At 36.1% G+C, this 19,467-nt stretch carries 15 protein-coding genes; 4 read left to right on the forward strand and 11 right to left on the reverse strand.

Translation table 11 applies throughout. The annotated features are described in order from the left end of the window. Positions 1-4: 4 nt before the first annotated feature. Positions 5-3,046, reverse strand: a complete 3,042-nt coding sequence (locus I215_RS02630) for a SusC/RagA family TonB-linked outer membrane protein (RefSeq protein ID WP_008990401.1) — start codon at positions 3,044-3,046, stop codon at positions 5-7. Between the two features lie 504 nt (positions 3,047-3,550). Between I215_RS02630 and I215_RS02635 the strand changes: the two genes are divergently transcribed. Further along, positions 3,551-4,012, forward strand: a complete 462-nt coding sequence (locus I215_RS02635) for a protease complex subunit PrcB family protein (RefSeq protein WP_156800179.1) — start codon at positions 3,551-3,553, stop codon at positions 4,010-4,012. A gap of 58 nt (positions 4,013-4,070) precedes the next feature. Here I215_RS02635 and I215_RS02640 read toward each other — a convergent pair whose 3' ends face one another. The 5 genes from I215_RS02640 to I215_RS02660 all read right to left on the reverse strand — a co-directional run bounded on the left by I215_RS02640 (position 4,071) and on the right by I215_RS02660 (position 9,798). Beyond that, on the reverse strand, positions 4,071-4,955 hold the full coding sequence (locus I215_RS02640; protein WP_008990403.1) for a DUF808 domain-containing protein: 885 nt from the start codon (positions 4,953-4,955) through the stop codon (positions 4,071-4,073). 113 nt (positions 4,956-5,068) lie between these two features. Then, on the reverse strand, positions 5,069-7,588 hold the full coding sequence (locus tag I215_RS02645; RefSeq protein ID WP_051009160.1) for a zinc-dependent metalloprotease: 2,520 nt from the start codon (positions 7,586-7,588) through the stop codon (positions 5,069-5,071). Between the two features lie 266 nt (positions 7,589-7,854). Next, entirely contained in the window at positions 7,855-8,070 is a 216-nt protein-coding gene (locus I215_RS02650) for a helix-turn-helix domain-containing protein (protein ID WP_008990405.1), read from the reverse strand. A gap of 3 nt (positions 8,071-8,073) precedes the next feature. Then, complete coding sequence (locus I215_RS02655; protein ID WP_237738914.1) at positions 8,074-8,538, reverse strand: DUF2975 domain-containing protein; 465 nt, start codon at positions 8,536-8,538, stop codon at positions 8,074-8,076. Positions 8,539-8,820: 282 nt separating this feature from the next. Next, positions 8,821-9,798: a GlxA family transcriptional regulator gene (locus tag I215_RS02660; protein ID WP_008990407.1), complete on the reverse strand. Its 978-nt coding sequence runs from the start codon at positions 9,796-9,798 to the stop codon at positions 8,821-8,823. Between the two features lie 215 nt (positions 9,799-10,013). On the opposite strand from I215_RS02660, the gene I215_RS02665 reads away from it, so the two are divergent. Beyond that, the gene (locus I215_RS02665) at positions 10,014-10,829 is read left to right on the forward strand and encodes a hypothetical protein (RefSeq protein WP_008990408.1); all 816 of its coding nucleotides are present in this window, start codon (positions 10,014-10,016) and stop codon (positions 10,827-10,829) included. A gap of 10 nt (positions 10,830-10,839) precedes the next feature. Here the strand turns inward: I215_RS02665 and I215_RS02670 are convergent, their stop codons facing one another. From I215_RS02670 to I215_RS16570, 3 genes are read right to left on the reverse strand one after another with little or no spacing between them, the layout of a single operon-like run. Beyond that, positions 10,840-11,193, reverse strand: coding sequence for a heavy-metal-associated domain-containing protein (locus I215_RS02670; RefSeq protein ID WP_008990409.1), 354 nt, complete (start codon positions 11,191-11,193; stop codon positions 10,840-10,842). A gap of 18 nt (positions 11,194-11,211) precedes the next feature. Next, complete coding sequence (locus I215_RS02675; RefSeq protein ID WP_008990410.1) at positions 11,212-13,458, reverse strand: TonB-dependent receptor; 2,247 nt, start codon at positions 13,456-13,458, stop codon at positions 11,212-11,214. Continuing rightward, a complete protein-coding gene (locus I215_RS16570; protein ID WP_262486261.1) occupies positions 13,458-13,592 on the reverse strand; it encodes a hypothetical protein in 135 nt (44 codons plus the stop codon). The genes I215_RS02675 and I215_RS16570 overlap by 1 nt, the downstream gene beginning before the upstream one ends. 172 nt (positions 13,593-13,764) lie before the next feature. On the opposite strand from I215_RS16570, the gene I215_RS02680 reads away from it, so the two are divergent. Then, the gene (locus I215_RS02680; RefSeq protein ID WP_008990411.1) at positions 13,765-15,072 is read left to right on the forward strand and encodes a phenylacetate--CoA ligase family protein; all 1,308 of its coding nucleotides are present in this window, start codon (positions 13,765-13,767) and stop codon (positions 15,070-15,072) included. 321 nt (positions 15,073-15,393) lie between these two features. After that, positions 15,394-17,286 (forward strand): right-handed parallel beta-helix repeat-containing protein, encoded by a 1,893-nt coding sequence (locus I215_RS02685; protein WP_156800180.1) that lies wholly within the window; start codon positions 15,394-15,396, stop codon positions 17,284-17,286. 69 nt (positions 17,287-17,355) lie between these two features. Here I215_RS02685 and I215_RS02690 read toward each other — a convergent pair whose 3' ends face one another. Together I215_RS02690 and I215_RS02695 are read right to left on the reverse strand one after the other, a co-directional pair. Further along, positions 17,356-18,489 carry a glycosyltransferase family 4 protein gene (locus I215_RS02690; RefSeq protein WP_008990413.1) on the reverse strand — a complete coding sequence of 378 codons (1,134 nt, stop codon included), beginning with the start codon at positions 18,487-18,489 and terminating at the stop codon, positions 17,356-17,358. Further along, on the reverse strand, positions 18,486-19,466 hold the full coding sequence (locus I215_RS02695; protein WP_008990414.1) for a glycosyltransferase family 2 protein: 981 nt from the start codon (positions 19,464-19,466) through the stop codon (positions 18,486-18,488). Before I215_RS02695 ends, I215_RS02690 begins: the two co-directional genes overlap by 4 nt. Position 19,467 lies beyond the last annotated feature (1 nt).

The following is a 19,467-nucleotide window of genomic DNA, read 5'->3' on the forward strand; positions in this document are numbered from 1 at the left end:
TGATTTAAAATTCAAGTTGTAATCCAAAAACCACTGACTTTGGTTGAGGGTAATTTCCACGATCTATTCCTAATTCAAATTGGTTTCTTACGCCTCCATTGTTTACACTAGGTAAACCAATTTCAGGGTCTAAACCACTGTAATCTGTTATCGTGATTAAATTCTGACCACTCATATAGATTCTAAACTTTGAAATCGCATCGTTGAAAAAATCCGTTGGTATAGTATAACCAATTGTGATATTTTTAAATCTCGTATAAGATCCATCTTCAATAAAGCGGTCTGATGCACTGGTATTCTGAGTGGCACCTAAGGCTCTTGGGATAGTGTTAGAAGTCCCTGGACCAGTCCAACGATCTAAAACGGCAACTCCAGAATTGAACAAACGGGTCATCCCATGAAGGTCATACAGATTCGTGTTATAAAGATCATTGCCATAGCTACCTGTTATAAAAGCATTGAAATCAAAGTTTTTATAATTAGCGCTTAAGTTAAGTCCTAATACTAGGTCTGGATATGGATTACCAATTTTCATTTTATCAGCAGAAGTAATCTCACCATCACCGTTTAAATCCTTGTATCGAACATCACCTGGGTGTACTACATCTTGATTTGGATTTGCACTAAGCACGGCATCAACCTCGGCCTCATTTTGATAAATTCCATCGAATTGGTATCCATAAAAATGGAATAATGGCTCATTTATACTAATAGCGGAAAGACTTTCCCCTTCGAAAACAGCTCCGAAAATTGGGCTACTTTCTCCACTAGAATTAAGGGTTACCACCTCGTTCTTACTATGACTAATGTTCATGTTAGCAGACCAAGTGAAATCACCCTCATAATCATTATAGCCAAAATTAAATTCAAAACCTTGTGTCTTAACTGATCCCACATTCGAAGTTAAATTTGGATTGTTATATCCATGAGAAAGTGGAAGTGGAAGATCTACTAATAAATCATCACTTTTATTGTTGTAATACTCTAATGTAAATGTGAATTTATTATCATTAATCCCTACATCAAGTCCGATGTTACGCATGGTGGTTTCCTCCCATTTTAGATCAGGGTTAGCCAAACCATTCGCGGTGGTTCCTTGAACAGCAGCACCACCAATTGGATAGATAAAGTTTGTCAATAATGTTGAGCTATAAAGATAATCTCCAATATTGTCATTTCCAGTTATTCCCCAGCTTCCTCTTAGTTTTAGGTTATTAATCGCAGAGCCTTCCATAAAGGCCTCTCTACCTATGTTCCAACCTGCAGAAACTGATGGGAAATATCCCCAACGGTTATTGGCACCAAATCTTGAGGAAGCATCTCTACGAATAGAGGCAGAAAAAAGATATCGCTTATCAAAGTTGTAATTAACTCGTCCTAAATATCCGATTCTAAGGTATTCTGTAGCCCCTGAACTAAGGTCAACTCCGTTTATTGAAAGTTGATTTACAGCATCCGTAATATCATTGGTACTTCTGGCGTTGACGTTCTCAAATTTTATTTTTTGTTGCTCAGCCAAGGCTAACAACTCCAAGTTATGATAATCACCAAAGGTTTTTGTATAAGTTAAACTGTTGGTGTATGTTAGCGATTGATAAATGCTAGTGTTCTTATTGATCTGAGCGTACGCTGTACTGTTAGTAGAGGTTTCGTCATCGCTATATGAAGGAATAAAACTTGAGTTTTTTCCATTGCTATAATCAAGACCAACTTGAGTTTTAAAGGTTAAGGCATCGAAGAGCTCGTAGGAAGCAAATATACCACCATTTATATTTATGGATTTATTAACTACCTCACCCAAGGTTTGTGCACGAACTGGGTTCTCTGCATCTTGAAGGTCGAGTGAACTACTAGGTCCTTGGAATCCTCCTAAATTATCTGGGTTGTACACCGGTAGGTAAGGAGCTATTTTAATCGCGTGTTCTAAAATTGAACGTCCACCGCTCTCACGCTCTGGATGTTGTTTGTCAAAGGAAACTCCAAAACTTTCTCCAATAGTTAAATTTCCAAAGGTAAATTGACTATTTGCTCTAAAGTTAAAACGCTCATAGTCAGTTTCAATCATAGCACCTTCTTGTCCTAAGTATCCACCGGAGAAACGGAAATTACTATTCTCGTTTCCACCAGCCAGAGCAAGGTTATAACTTTGAATAAAACCTGTTCTAAATATTTCATCTTGCCAATTAGTATTATGTGATGACAAAGACTCATATGCTGAATTGGATATTCTGTCTGGAGTTGGACCTATCTCAGAAGCATAGCGATTATACTGCTCGACATTTAAAACATCATAGCGATCAGATATAAAGTTGACTCCAGAATATGAATCAAAACTTAAAGTCGCTTTTTCGCTTGGTTTACCTTTTTTTGTGGTAATAATAACAACCCCATTGGAACCTTTTGACCCATATACTGCGGTAGTAGATGCATCCTTAAGAACCTGAATAGATTCAATGTCATTTGGATTTAAATTCCCCATTCCACCTGAAATGGTACCATCGATCACATAAAGTGGATCGTTAGAGTTAGGAGTACCTAGTCCTCGAATTCGAATTACGGGTTGATTTCCTGGAGATCCACTCGATACAACGCTAACACCAGGGGCTCGTCCCTGTAGTGCTTCATCCGCTCTAGCTACAGGTAAACTAGAGATTTCCTCTGCTTCGATTGTTGCAATTGCCCCAGTAACTTCGCTTCTACTTTGGGTACCGTAACCTACAACAACAATTTCTTCCAGTGATTGGGAGTCTAATTCCAGAGTAACGTTAAGTGTACTTCTGTTGTTTACTGGAACTTCTACTGTTTTAAATCCAACATAGCTAAAGACTATTGTAGCTTGTGGATCAACTCCGCTTAATGTAAAGTTACCGTCAAAGTCTGTTGAAGTTCCTTTTGAATTGTCAAGCAATACTACGTTGACCCCTGGTAGAGGGCCAGACTCATCTTGAACAGTTCCGGAGACGGTAATCCCTCCTTGTGCTTGAACCAAGCCGAAACTAAATAAGCTCAGTAGGAACAAAAATCGTTTAAAATTAGAATGTTTCATAAATTAGATGTGTTAGAAAGTTAACTAGCTCGTCATACTTTTGCCAATACAGTTTTTAACTATTTATTCTTCGCTGCTGGAATTCCCTTTTTATAATTTTAAGGCAACGGCCTTAAAGCTAGGTGTTCTACTTAGCTTTTTTAGTAACTCCATTAGTTTAGAATTTAAGTTTAAACCGCTAAAGCGGCTTCTGGAGTATTGCACAAGACAAGTTCGCTAGTGAAACAAAGCTAATAGGAAGTCTTATAGTCATTATGACGATATGTTACACATCCTTAACTCCAGGTTACATTATGGAGTAAATGCAATCAAATCATCACTTTATAGGTTGTTTTAAGGTGCAAAAGTTCTGATTTCTTTAAGTACTAAAGGCTCTTCGCCATCGTTATAAATGGATATAAATGGATGTCATTTTGTGGGATAGTTGTGTATTTATTATTAATATTCAAGCAACTTAATTTAATAAATGGCATCTATTAGGAATAGAACTCAAAAAAAATAATAATGAAAACTAGAGTAACCTACGTGATTGTTTTGACACTTTTAATGTTTTCTTGTACAGAAAAGAAGAATAATAGTGAAGTAATACAACCTGTTGAGTTTTCCACTTTAAGTCAAGGAGACTTAAATGGTAACGGAGACGAAGGAATTGAAAAATCCAAGCTAATAATTACTGATAAAAAGGTGTTTACCGTTTTATTGTCTAAAATGAATACTATTAATGATGAAGTGTCTCCAATTCCAATGGTAGATTTTGATGAAAATATTGTACTGGCAGTATTTGATGATGTAAAATCTCATGGAGGACATTCCATCGACATAACCAAGGTAACTGAACAGGAAGATAGATTTCTTGTTCAAATTGAACGACTAAATACAGGTGGGATGTTAACGGTTATTACACAACCTTATCACTTGGTTATGATACCAAAAACAACAAAACCCATTATTTTCAAAGAAATTTAGGTTTTAAGTATTTTTAATACAAGTAGAGAAGGTGAGCTTATTAGTTCACCTTCATAATTTAATGCTTTGTAGCTTTCTTACGGTTGAATATCTTTTTAAATGGCACTAAAATCAGCATTACAATAATTCCAACAACTAATCCAGTAAGAAAGTCTTTAAGTAGGGACGGAATACTTGGAAAAAAGTGGTGTAGGTATTCAATATTGTGATTGAAGATCCCACCAGAGACAAGTAGCAGTGCAATGGTTCCTACGACAGATAGGCTCTTAATTACCCATGGAAGTGAAAAAACCAAAGCTTTACCTATTTTATCAGAAATACTGTCTTTCTCATCATTAAAGTCTATGAGCCGATATCCATAGTCATCCATTCTTACAATAAGTGCTACGATTCCGTACACTCCTATGGTCGCAATAATGGCTACAATGGTCACAGCTATAATTTGGTTTAACAATGGAGCATCAATGACGGCTCCTAAAGCAATAATGATAATTTCTATAGAAAGGATAAAATCTGTGAGTACAGCTGACTTTATACGTTTATTTTCAAATTCGGCAATGTCTTCTTCTTTAACCTCTTTAACCTCTAAATTTTGATCCTTTGGCTTACGATGGAATAAAAATTCATATATTTTTTCTGCACCTTCATATGCCAAGTACATACCTCCAATTAATAATATTATAACGATTGCACTGGGTAAAAAAGCGCTCAGTAAAAATGCTATTGGCAGAATTATGAGTTTATTTAAAAATGAACCTTTGGTTATTGCCCAAAGAATAGGGAGTTCCCTATTGGCAACAAAACCCGTGGCTTTTTCTGCGTTGACCGCTAAATCATCTCCTAGAATACCTGCAGTTTTCTTTGTAGCAATCTTGGTCATTGTCGCTACATCATCCATTAAAACTGAAATATCGTCCAGTACTGCAAAAATTCCTGATGCCATAATGTTGGTTTTTAGTGATACTCGCCTGAATCGACTCAGGTGTATTTACATATTAACAAATTAAGTAATTAAATTTTTTACAGACAAAACCATGGGGAAATTTCGTTTCCTATTTAATTTAAAATAGGGCGATAGGGCATGGATGAGCCTTCTATTTCTCCTACAGCATCTTCAATTTGTTTTTCGATATACTGAAGATGCGCCCTTACTATGTTGTCCGATACCCTTGGTAAGACTCTATTTATTTTTCCGTGGAGTTGTATTAAATGATTTAGAGCTAGAGACCTAATATCGGTGTTACTGGTTTTATTTTCTGAGAGTTTAGCCATAAGAAGTTTTAACGGCTCATTAGCCTTATCAGGTCTATAGAGGGCGATCATGTTTGAGACATAATTTTTTTGCAACTCTCTTTGATAGGCGTTTGGATCATAAAACACATCTAAGTTACTCCAGATGTAATTGGTGATATCTTCTAAGTACTCTTGAGGTCTATAGGGGTTGTCACTGTTGTAGCGCTCAGCAATAAATGATATTCTACTAATCCTACTGCCTCCCAGTAAGGTAGTCATCATCCCTTCCATCATTTGAGTGACCGCATTTTTACTTTTAGGCTCTTCTATGATGTTTAAAATAGTATCATTTAACAGCCATGATGGCTGGGTGAAGAGATAACTGTTTAAGAACATTAAGGCTTGTTTTTGCTTTGCCTCTGACACCCCACGGTACACAGGACCTTGTTCCTCTCTAGATTTTTTAGTCACGTAAATACCTCCAATATTCTTAGCCACATGATACATATAATCTTTGTATTGAGAGACGATGGTTTGGTATACCTGATCGAGGTTTCTGTAATTATCATTTTCCTTAGAGTCTGTCCATTGGATAATTTGAGGGAGTATGCGTTGCAGGTTTTTAATGCCATAATAGGAAGCTGTCATCGCATTATCCCCTAGATCCTCGGTTTGTGACCTAGGATCAAAATCTCTTCCCTCACCAGAGAACCACAACCTGGAGTTTAAAGCAACGCTATCGGTTACCATCTGACCTAGGTGTTGTTGTTTTTCAGCCATTGATAAGGTATCGGATAATTTGGAATATCCCCATTGGATGGCCCATTTATCATAATCCCCAATTCTTGGCATAAGGTTTTCAACATCAACACTATCCTCAGGTTGTGCGACATAATTAAATCGAGCATAATCCATAATAGAGCTGGTGTGTCCGTTTTTGCTAAGCCATTCATTATCTCTTAACCGCTCTACAGGTGTGGCGTGACTTGCTCCCATGTTGTGACGCAATCCTAGGGTGTGTCCGACCTCGTGTGATGCCACAAATCGGATAAGCTCTCCCATGAGCTCATCGTCAAAGATCATTTTTCGAGCTCTTGGGTCAACAGCGCCCGCCTGTACCATATACCAGTTGTGTAATAGGTTCATCAGGTTGTGGTACCATCCCATATGACTCTCGAGGATTTCTCCACTTCTGGGATCCACAATATTTGGTCCATAGGCGTTTTTATGGGGGGATGCAAAGTAACGCAAAACCGAGTACCGCGCATCTTCCAAGCTCATGCTATCATTGTCCACTGGCCATGGTTTACCAACAATGGCATTTTTAAATCCTGCTTGCTCAAAGGCCTCTTGCCAATCATTAATTCCCTGTATTAAATAAGGTCTCCATTTTTTTGGTGTAGCCGGGTCGATATAATATACAATCTGTTTCTTAGGCTCTACTAATTCTCCATTTCTCCACTTTTGCAGATCCTCATCCTTAGGCTCTAACCGCCAGCGGTGGATATAGGTGTCCTGGGCAACTTTTTGTTGATCATCACCATAGCGGAGATAGGAACTAGCGAAGTAGCCTACTCTAGGATCGTAGAAACGTTTTTCCAAAGGTACTTTGGGTAAGAGTACAAAGGAGTTGTTGATTTCCATGGTCACTACCCCAGATAGTACTGCTGCGGGGATGAGGTCTTTGGATTTTGAGCTAGCCGTTGCCTTATAGGTTTTAACGGTCTTAACTTCGATATTAATAGGGAAGGAGTTGATTTGACTGATATATGATTTATCCTTCTCCAGACTCCCTAGATTGTACGATTTTTTTTGATCACTGCTCAGGGAAAGGAGGTTGTTTTCACTGTTTATAAAATCGGTGACATCGATGACCGAACTTTTGTTATTATCTCCTCTTGCCTCTACATCGAACGCCTCTAGAATAGGAGTGATGTTTGAGTTTTGCACTGCCTTAGCAATGGCATCATTCTCATCGGCTTGACTTACAAAGGTAGCGATGCGAAGGAATATTTTATTGGCAGGACCTCTTTCAAAGTAAATTGTTTTTTCTCCAATTTCTTCACCACCATAATTACCAGCACCCGCTGGGGTTTTGATAAAACGTGTTACAACCAGAATATCTCTGCCTAAAAGACTATCTGGAATCTCAAAATAGTATTGGTTTTTAACCTTGTGAATATCAAAGAGACCTTCCTTGGTCAGCGCATCATCAGTGATGACTTTGTCGTAATCGACAGTTTTTGTATAATTAAAAGACTTTTGGTCAGAACTTACCAATGCTTTTGGGCCACACCCAGCTATCAACAACATAATACATGCTATTCTTAAGAACAATTTCATTTGAGATGAATTTATTGTTACACAACATTTTTAGGTTAGGTTGTGCGCTCGCGATGGTCTTAAGTATGGCTTAGGATGCCACTATTTTTTAGGTTTTAGTGTTATAATTAATTGAAACATCGTCTAATTATACCTTTTTTTCCTGTTAAATCCAAATGATTTAACAGCTTGAGGTGAGCTATATGCAATTTTTGTTTTGTCCTAAAAACTTAAGAAGAAACCCTGAATTAAAGTGTTACTGTTGTAGGAGTGGATCATCCTAAGGTCTATTTTTTGGCATTTTCAACATATTCTAAAATGTCCGCAGGCTGACAGTCAAGAGCCTTACAAATAGCTTCTAAAGTGCTAAATCGTACCGCTCTTGCCTTTCCAGTTTTAAGAATGGAGAGATTTGAAAGGCTTACTCCTACTTTTTCAGATAGCTCGTTAAGTGAAATTTTTCGCTTGGCCATCATAACATCTAGATTGACAATGATCGCCATAATTTATACTGTTAATTCGTTTTCGGATTGTAACTCGATGCCCTTTTTAAAGATCAAGGCAATAACAAATAATATTGCCGACATAAACAAGTATGCATCTCCATCTCCCCATAATGATTCAATGGGGCTAAAATTATAACCATTAGCTGATAATCTATTGACAAATATTTCTACAATACCACTAACTATCCCTATCGCAAACGTATAGTACGTTATCTTGGTTATAATTCTTGAAATATCCCTGCTAAATGGTTTGACAAAATTGAGTATTTTAAATAGTGTGGTTGCAAAGTAGAAGACTAATGCCTTTAGTGCGGATATGATTATTATAACAAGGACGGTTAAAGAGTAGTGTAATTTATTACTAAAGTAGAGCTGAGAAAGGTCAAGACCATTATACAGGTCTTTAGCATCCGCAGGGTTATATAGACTATAACTATAGCTTACAATCAAATCTAATGTTTTCATGCAATACAGAAAAAAGATTACCCAGCAAACAGTCTTAATTACCTTCCAGATGATATTATTTCTTTTAGTCATACCTATTAAAATTTGATGGTCAATTTGTCAAATATAATTATTTTTATTGATAATCAATAAAAATTTTACCATTAACAAATTAATTTTAATGATAAATGGTATGGTTCTGTTTGCTCTTTTTTCAGTTTTGTGGTTTTTTAATAGATTAGAAAGTTAGTATTATAAGCTTGTGCCAAAAGTTGATTTATTAAATATACGTTGGAATTAAGATTACGCAGTATACCTCCTGTTGTATTTATAGCGATATTGAACAGGAGTAAGCCCTGTGTATTTTCTGAAAATATTTCTGAACGCTTTAGTGTCCATATAACCAACATCGTACATCACCTCTGAAATATTATCTCGACTATTTTCAAAGCTCCGTTTTGCAGCCTCGACTTTAACTCGCTGTAAGTATTCTAGCACTGTATTATCAGTAGCCTGTTTAAAACGTCTTTCAAAGCTCCTTCTACTAATGGCTACCATACTGGCTAATTCATCCACAGTGATTTTTTTGTGATAGTTTTTTTCAATGAAGAGTTGTGCTTTTTTAACTTCCTTATCCTGATGATTTTTTTGCCCTTTGAATATCATAAAGGCATTTTGACTGTTACGGTCTATATCAATACTAAAGTATTTGGCTGTCATAATGGCCATTTCTCTATTAGTATATTTTTCAACTAAATATATCAATAGATTCCAAAGTGATACAGCTCCACCGCTAGAGTATATTCCATCATCCTCGGTGATTACTGCGCCATCCACTAATTCGACTTTAGGATAAGTAGACTTAAATTCTGAATAATACGCCCAATGAGTAGAACATTTTTTTCCGTTAAGTAAACCCGTTTCTGCAAGCAAAAAGGCCCCAACGCAAAGTGTGGCAATTTCTGCTCCTTTATCACGTTGCTTCTTTATCCATGGGGTGGTCCTTTTATTGATCTCAATGGCTGCTTTCAAATCCCCATATAAGGGTGGAATGATAACCAAATCGACATCAATGGGCTCGTCAATATCTATGTCTGTTTTTATGAAGGTTATTCCGTCCTGTAATGGGACGTGTTCTTTGCATCCAACTAGTTGAATATCGAAAAACGGAGCTTTCCCACTACCAACTAAAAACTTATTAACGGTATTAAATACATAACGAGTACTTGTGACTGCTGCAGACACCGCAGCTTCTGGAATTAAGAGGGCTATTTTTAACATAGTATCAAATATACTAATTTTTTGGCGTGAATGACCCCGTGGTTATATCTTTTCGCAGTTTCAACAAAATGTATCCTGAAAATTCACCTTTTTCACGTCAGAAAAATCTTGTGTAGAAATTGAAATTCATTTAGATTTACCAATTAATTATGGCGTCTCAAAGTTTTAAAAAGACGCTTTATAGTGTTTAATCATTTAAAGCTAATCAACTATCAATGAAGACAAAACTTCTTATTCTTTGTAGTATAGTATTTCTGACTACCACATCTACTCAAGCCCAGTTTTGGAAAAAAATCCAACAGAAAGTCGAGGATAAAGCCGCCGAGAAAGTCGATAAAGTCTTAAGCGGATCTGAAGAGACCTCCGAACAAGGTGCAGAGGCTTCTTCAAAACGTGAAACTCCATATATAGAAGAAGTATTTACCTTTGAGCCTGGAGGTACCTTAATTTTTGAAGATCAATTCATCGATGCCCAAAAAGGCTTAATGCCTGAATACTGGAAAACCTCTGGTAATGGTAGTATTGTTGAATTGGATGCCTACCCTGGGAAATGGGTAATGATGGGAGAAAATTCTACCTTCAAGCTCGATACCTTGATAAAAGTACCTGAGAATTTTACCATAGAATTTGATTTGATTACCAGCAGTGATAAAGCAGAGGATATTGGAAGCATGAATTTTGGGTTTGCTAAAGATAATAGCGTGAGATCGACTCTATTGGATGCATACAATCATGGTGCGGTAACTTCTACGAAGTTTCATTTTCACAATCAGGACATTACACACTCAAGTAAAGACATGGATGCCTATCACACCTTAAATTTTCCATTTAAAAGTTATTCCAACACAAAGATCCGTGTATCTATCGTAGTACAAGGAAAAGAAATGCGAGTTTATTTGGACAAATCAAAGGTTCTCGACCGTACTATGTTTGCTACAGGAACCTCAAAATTCTTTTATATCACTGCCCCTTTCAAGTATGATAAGGAATCAAGAGTGTTTTTCGGAAACTTTAAGATGGCTGCCCTGTAATGCCCCAATTCTAATGATGATCCATTTCTTTAGTGGTTGGATCACGATATAAACAACAAGGAGGTAAGTTTTGATAACTTGCCTCTTCTGCTATATATTCCTTTGTATCATGTCCTACCTCAGCAATGGCTGATTGAATATCCTTAAGGTTTGTTTTATTCTCATTGTAAATGAGCGTTAATTGGTTAGAGGGAATATCCCAAGAAGCATATTTAACTCCTTTTACCTTAATGGCAGCCTTTTCAATTCGCTTTTGACACATTTGGCAATTAGCTTCCACTAGAATGGTTTCATTTTTGTTCTTGTCCTGAGCAGAAAGAGAAAAACTGATCAAGCAAATCATAAGAATAAGTCTTAATTTCATGTTTTATATATTTAATGATTAATTTAATTTATATCGAAAACCGATATAATAGACTCCCGATAAAACAGGTGCATAGTTCATACTGGCATCGAAATTAGGTCCAAACGGATTATTAGATGCTATGATAGGCTCTTTTTGCGCATAATTTGTAATGTTTTCTCCACCAATATAAAGTTCAAAAGTATTGCTTAGTACTCGAGTGATTTGGGCATTGAGTAGGACATAGGATGGACTGTAGGTCCCAAATGAATTCGTAAATAGATCCAAATTACTACGAGGTATCCGTTGTTCTCCTTGCCAATGGATGGTGGTATCAAATCGCCACTGCTTTCCAATAGGACTTCTTACAGTTTGGTAGCTTAAATTAGAAAAAAAGCGGTGTTTTGGTTGTAGTGGTTTATCTAGTTTGGCTGCTTTGTAATCTGTCTTGACTTGATATCTTTTATAGGTTGCTCTAAGTTGAAGATTTTGAATTAATTCATAGCTTAGATCGATCTGGAAACTGTTGGAGTAACTTTTTCCTTCTAAATTGTAAAAGGAAATTTCTGTAGGTGTTTCCCAATCAACCACCACCTGATTCTCAAACTGAGTTCTATAGAAGTCGGCAGATAACACCATCAGTCGTTTGTTTAGGTATAACTTTTGGGTAAAACTAAGTCCGTAATTCCATGCGATTTCTGGTTGTAAGCCGTAAGCACTTGCATTTGAGTTCTCAATAAGTATCTCTCTGGAGGAATTAAATAGTTTTTGATTTTCTGCCAATATCTTCGCACTGCGTTTTCCTCTACCTATCGATGCTCGTAAGGCTCCCTTATCCCATATAGCATACCGTAAATGAAGACGTGGACTAAAAAAACCATCTAGGTGATTGTGAATGTCAAAGCGAATTCCCGCCACCATGCTAAACTTATCTAAATCGGAATATGTATATTCAAAAAAGGCTCCCATTGAGTTCTCTCTACGATCCAAAGGGGATGAATTTAAGCGTTCTTTGTAATTATCCGCCATATAATTTATTCCCGTTTTGTATTTATGCATGGTGCTTCCTATTATGCTACTAAAAATAAGATTCCCATAGAAGGAGCTTTGTTGAATGTCATAAGTTCTAAGGCCGTAATAAGCATCTTGTTTATGATAGGTATAAGCCATTTGTAATCCAATACTTTGGTAGGGTAAATCAGCAAAGACATATCCTACTTTAGATGAAATGTCAAAGCGATCTGAATCATGCTCGCTTCCCCAATGCTCGGTAGATAATTTATCGCTGTTTTTATCGAAGTGCATTTCTCCAGTTTGTTTGTGGTCTCTAAGGTACTGCCAGTTTAAAAAGCTTATCCAGCCACTGTTAGGGTCACCGTATTGCCAACGGTTCATAAGATTAATTTGCTCTGATAGGGGGGTGTCCAAAAAACCGTCATTATTATCGTCCACCCTTGCCATACGTGTATTGGCATGAAAAAATATTCCAGTGGATAATTTATTTGTGAGAAATGTATTCCACCTACTGTTTAATTCAAACCTAGCAAAATTATTGCCATATAGATTTAAGAAAAACTGCTGATCTGTTAGGGGCTGTCTCAGGGTGGTATTAATTTGCCCAGAAATGCTTTCATAACCATTTACAACGCTTCCCATCCCTTTGGTGATTTGGATACTTTCTATCCAATTTCCAGGAATAAAAGATAGGCCATGGGCCGAGGATGCACCCCGAGTGCTCGGTATATTATCTTGGGTAATTAAAAGATATGGACTATTAAGACCTAACATTTGAATTTGTTTGGTTCCAGTGATAGCATCTGCGATATTGACATCCACGGCAGGATTGGTTTCAAAACTCTCAGATAAATTACAACAAGCAGCTTTGAGCATTTCACGACTATCTACCGTTACAACATTTTGAACATCAAATAAGGAGCGTTGCACAGAGGAATTATCCTTAGAAATCACTACTTCTTGTAATTCAATTTCTGGTTTAAGGATAAGTAAACCTAGATTAGGGCGATTCACAAGTAAAGTATCATTTCTAAAATTAGAATAATGAACAACTAGTCTATTAGAGGAAGGACTTGTTAAAATTTTAAACTTCCCTTCTATGTCGGTTAAAACGGAGTCCTTATTATTTAACCATGAGACTTTCGCACCACTTAAAGGAAATAATTTTTGGCCGTGATTGTAAGCCTTTAGGGTCCCTTGTATTTGAATTTGAGCATGTCCATGTAGAAGTCCTACTATTGAAAATAAAATAAAGAATAGAACCGTTTTCATTATGCTGATGTGATTGTTTGGTTTGGTTGTGGCGGTAAAAATAGACCAATATAAAGAGACGCAGCATTGAGTTCGATGTAAATGGCAATTCTACCGACATAACCAAATCGTATTTCGTAGATTATCTTTGCCATTTATAGAAATTACCAATAAGCATTTCCTTTTTAAATTACTTTTATCGGGAGAATAGCTCAAACACCTAATAATATCTAGGGATCTGGAAATTAGGCAGTGCAGTTTAATTCCAATAAATACACATCCCAATAATAGAGATGTTTTCAACATACCTTTTTTTAGTATACAACTATGAGTGTAATCAATACTGTTCGACGCCAATCATTTTGGGCACTTGATTTCTTAAAAGGCTCCAAAATTATTAAAAGAGTAAACGACATTGCATTTATTCTTGAAAATTATCAGGATCCAGAATCTATTAGGTTACGTGCACTACGATTGAAAAATTTGATCAAGCATGCTACTGAATCCGTTCCGTTTTATATGGAGTTGGAAAATGTCCGAGAGTTATCGGACTTTCCCATTATCAACAAAAATCTAATACGTGATAATTTTGACGCCTTTAGATCTAGTGAGTTTGATGGAGCCGCACTATTCTCCAAATATACAAGTGGTTCAACTGGAACCCCGTTTCGGATATACCACGATAAGTATAAAAAATTACAGAATACCGCCGATACTCTTTACTTTGCCAAAAAGGCAGGGTTCGAACTAGGTCAAAAATTAGTGTACCTACGGCACTGGGATCAATACAATAGAAAGAATAAGTTAGCCGCCTTTGTACAAAACATTCTAATGCATCCAGTGTCTAATTTAAAGGACGAGCAGATTGCAGATTTAATTCAAAAAATCACTACGGATAAAAGCCCGAAGGCTATGCTTAGCTATGCTTCAGCACTAACCACAATTTGCAATTACCTCACCAAGATTGAATCCGATCCAATAGATGCAAACATGAAGTCTATTATTGCCATGTCAGAATATTTAAGCCCTGATATTAAGGAGCAACTTAAGTTTTACTTTGGAGTTGAAGGTCTTTCCCGTTATTCCAATGTGGAAAATGGTATTATTGCTCAACAATTTCCAGGGAGTCCTATATTTCATATCAATTGGGCTAGTTACAATGTTGAAATATTGGAATTGGACAGTGACAAGCCTGTGGCAATAGGAAAGCCAGGTAGAATAGTAATTACCGATTTATACAATTACAGCATGCCGTTAATTCGCTATGATACTGGAGATATTGGATACTTAAAGAATGATGATCCATTTAACGGGGCACCTTATTTGCAACATGTGGAAGGGAGAAAAATGGACATGATCTACAATACCCAAGGAGAACTCATTACCTCCTACATTACCTATCACTTACTTAAGTATGATAAGATTAAACAGTTCCAACTTATACAAGAGAACCACAATACCTATATTATTAAACTTAATGTTTATAATGATTTTGATCAGCAAAATTATATCATAGATGAATTCAAAAACCATCTTGGAGAAGATGCTAATATTAAGGTCATTTATGTCAATGATATCCCTTTACTTCACTCAGGAAAACGAAAATTAGTCATCAACAAAATGCATTCGAAGTAATTGGTTCAGTTTCTTCGTCATAAGAGTGTAAGATTTTTCTTGATGACCTTCTTATTTTTCGTCCTAAATATCGGCACAAACGACTGATTTTCATTCTTTTATATGTTAAAAGTATTTTTTAATGTATGTTTAATGCATTGAAATACAATGAATTGCATTTTAATCACAATTTTTAACAGTTTATGCGTAGTCTTAAGCAATCTAAATCAAGCAATTAAGCGTATAATTACAAAAGAATTGTGGTTTGTCGATGAAAAGTGCATTTCATCTATTTTTTTGACAAGCCCTAATGTATAATTATTAATAAAATTGAACTTAGCCATGTATAAAAGAAGTTGGTTGATGCTGCTATTCGTAAGTTTAGTGTTTATGTTTATTTCCTGTGATGACGATCAGGTATTAGATGGGTTTTTAAACGGAGATGATGAGAACTCTGAAATAATTGATCCTGATCCCGAACCTGGAACGGATGATCCCTATAATGTCATTACAGATGCTGTTGATATTCCATGTGATTATGATTTTACAACTACAACGGTGAATGCATCCTTAAATATTAGTTGTGATTACGATCTTAAAGGTCAACGTATAAGTTTACCAGATGGAGTTAAGCTTAATTTTGATGGAGGTAAAATCACCAACGGTAGTTTGGTTTTTTCCTCAAAGGGGGTCATCGACGGACAATTACTCAATATTGATCTTCAAGTAGAGGGAGATTTAGCTATTGAACATCCCCATTTTATCTTTGTGCCTTCTCGTTGGGACATGGTTCAAGGAAAAACCACGGATGATAAAGCTTTCCAAAATAAAGAAAATCTAAATACTGCCATTGAACTTACGCATGATTTAGGTATGGAAGTATTTGAAATCGATAAATTAGATGCATACTTTTTTGGAAGAAGACTTACCTCACATGCTCCTTTTTCCTATGAGGATAACTCTATTAAGGTGCCTTCTAACACTCATTTTCTTATGAGTGATAATACCTTTATCCGTGTACAACCAACAAACAATCCGTTTAGCCGTTTGCTTATGACCTTTAAGGCACAAAATGTGATTATTGAAGGTGGAAACCTAGTAGGTGACCGTTATTTACATGATTATTCAAATGTTACCGATGAGACAGGGGTTTCCAGAAATACTCATGGGTATGGTTCACTTGTTAATATAGCTGGATCTCAGAATATAACAGTGGATAATGTCAATATCTATGAAGGAGAAGGCGATGGTGTTTTAGTTCAGATTTCAGCCATTAGAAATACGGACGGTTCAATAAAGCCAGGTGAAATGGAGTCTTCAAATGTTGTAATTAAGAATAGCTTAATTGATAAATGTAGAAGAAATAACTTCTCTATCATTGATGCTAATGGGGTGATTATAGAAAATAATGTGATTTCTAATGCAGGCGGTGAAGATGAAAGTGGACAAGATTATGCAGGTACTGCTCCTGAAGTTGGAATCGATTTAGAAGCATATCGAGAGCGTAGAGCTGATGGTAGTCTATATAAATATGAAAGAGTTACCAATGTAACCATAAGAAACAATAAATTTGTTGGAAATGATGTAGCCGATGTGATTGTTTATACCGCTAGCTTTGTTGATATTATAGGGAATACCTTTGACAATAGGGTAGGAGTTCATGCTGGTCATGATGTGAAAATCGCCAATAATGAATTTACCGCTGGTGATAGAATTACAACCCAAATTGCAGTGAGCTTTGATAATTTTATTGTGAACGATACAGAACATTTAACGTATAATATAGAAGTGACGGGAAATACCATTTCAGGCTATGATACCTCTATGAAAGTCGGTACTCAAAATGTAACTGTTTCTGAAAATAAATTATATGATTTTGTGACAGGTATTAACATCACTGATATTGAAAATGCTCAAATCTCAAATAATACCTTGGAGAGTAATAGAAGTGTTAGCTATGGTTATTTTTCTAGAGGTAATTCTATTGCCAAAAATGTGACCATTAAAGGTGATAAAATTAGTGTACAACACCGTCCAATATATTTGAATGATTTAAACAAGAGATTGTCGGGCAGTGTTGATAGATTGTTGTTCGATAACTGTACCTTCTTGTCTAATAGAGAATTATATATTTATAATAGTAAAAATATAACCATTCAAAATTCAGAAATAAGTGAAAGAGTAGAAGCTGTAAATTCTGAGAATATTGTATTGACCAATAATCAGATTCTATAGTTCAATTGAATCATAGTTTAAATTTGACCATCCCATTGTATTTTGGGGTGGTTTTTTTATATTAGAATTTTAGTTGGTTATTTTAGCGTACGCCTCTAACGAATGTTTCCACAAAGTTTGTTGTTCATATCGCTGGATGACAGATGCTCTAGCGTTTGAACTAAGCTTTTCTAAAAGTTCAGGTCTGGTGCGAAGGGAACTCATTGCTAATAATAACATATCAGTGGATCTCGGTGGAATTAAAACACCAGTATGACCATCGATTATGATTTCATTGCATCCAGTGATATCAGAGCAAATTACAGGTTTTTCCATGGCAGCGGCTTCCATGACAACCATTCCAAATCCTTCTCTATAGGATGGGAAAACGAAAACATCCATGAGTTTAAAAAATGGTTTTACGTTGCTTTGATAACCTGCATATACAATAGCTGGATGATTCTTAATTAAAGATCTCGTTCTATCAGAAACAGGGTCCTGGATATCTTCAAAATCTCCAATCAACAGTAATCGAATCTCGGGATGGCTTTGATGCATTTGGGTAAATGCATCGATAAGTTCGTTGGTGCCTTTATCGCCTACAAGACGTCCAACATAACCAAAGACAAAACTTCCTTCTGGGATGAGATTTTTGTCAATATTGGCACAAGGAGTTGCTTCAAGGTTAAATTGACTTGTATTAATGCCATTGATACTACCATTCCAAATAATCCGTACTTCTTTGTTAGTAATCTTTTGTTCTAATAGGGTTTTTTTGGTGCCCTTACTCACGGCAAACACATGGGTTGAAAGTTTGCAACTTAAGCTTTCCATCCACATTAAGAACTTCCTTTTAAATCCACTAGTACCCTCGTATCGTAAACCTAGTACAAAATAAATTCTTACGGGTGTTCTGTTTAAATATGCCGCTAGCATTCCTAAGAATCCTGCTTTTGGAGTACTAGCGTGAACTACTTTCGGTTTTATTTTTTTGATAAGTTTAAAGAGCCTATACAAGCTTAAAAGATCTGAAAATATCGAAATTTCTCTTTTCATGGGCACTGGGTGAATGGGAACTTTTTCGAGTTCTCCAAAGGTATCAAGTCTCTGCCCAGGACTCGAGGCAACTTCGATATGGTACTTTGTTTTAAGTACTTTAACTTGTCCCTGATAAAAATTTAGAGACTGCGGCACGGTGGTTATTATGAGAAAGGTATCTTTCATGATCCAAATCGTGTTTTTAGTGTATAGAATTGTTTGAAAATCCAATACTGGTTAGCAAAATTTTTAAATAAATTCCGTTGGGGATTGTCTGAAATATAGCGTACAGGGTATAATTCCGCGGTTCTTAAAGCCTTAATAGTAGCGTAGAAGAGCTGTTGGCTTTTGCTTTTGGAAAATAGGTTTTTGAGCAATGAAATAACCAATTCATTTACCTTAGCTCGACTTTTTTGATAAGCGATGGAATTTGGGGTGATGCTGTGTTTGCTATAGGAATCAATTAGAAGTGTACTTTTTAGAATGTCTTGGATTAGCTTCTGGTTTTTTTTAGTATTACTACTGCGTGTAATAGAGTCTGAGGTTTGGACAAAGTTGGAAACCACTATAGGGGTGGACATAATTCGCTGTGCCAAAAATACCCCTTTAAAATTAAATTCCACATCCTCTATGTACACTTTCTCCTTAAATAATAAATTGTTTTGTAAGAGAAATTCAGTACGATATAAGCGAACACAAGCCGAGTTATGGTGGCCTTTGATAAAGTATTCAGGGCCTGTAATAGGTTGTGGACAATTTTGATGGCTAATGGAATATACAACCCTACCATCCTCGCGTACACCATTGGCTGCAAAATCGATAATATCCAAAGTATTTACAATGGCGATCTCCATTAGTTTATCTAGAACATTGGGCAGTAGATAATCATCCGAATCTAAAAAAAGCACATAACGTCCCTTAGCATTTTGAATGCCAGTATTTCTTGCACCACCTAAGCCTTTGTTTTTTTGACTTATGATTTTTAAATTGCTATAAGAATCAATGAGGCCTTGGATTATTTTAACACTGTTATCTGGTGATTCGTCATCGATCACTAAAATTTCGTATTCGCTTTGTGCCAACTTTTGATCGTAGCATGAACGAATACATCTTTCAATGTATTTTTCGACATTATAAACGGGTATAATGATACTTAACTTCATT

This window comes from Galbibacter marinus, from assembly GCF_000300875.1.
In the GTDB taxonomy this organism is placed as follows: Bacteria; Bacteroidota; Bacteroidia; order Flavobacteriales; family Flavobacteriaceae; genus Galbibacter; species Galbibacter marinus.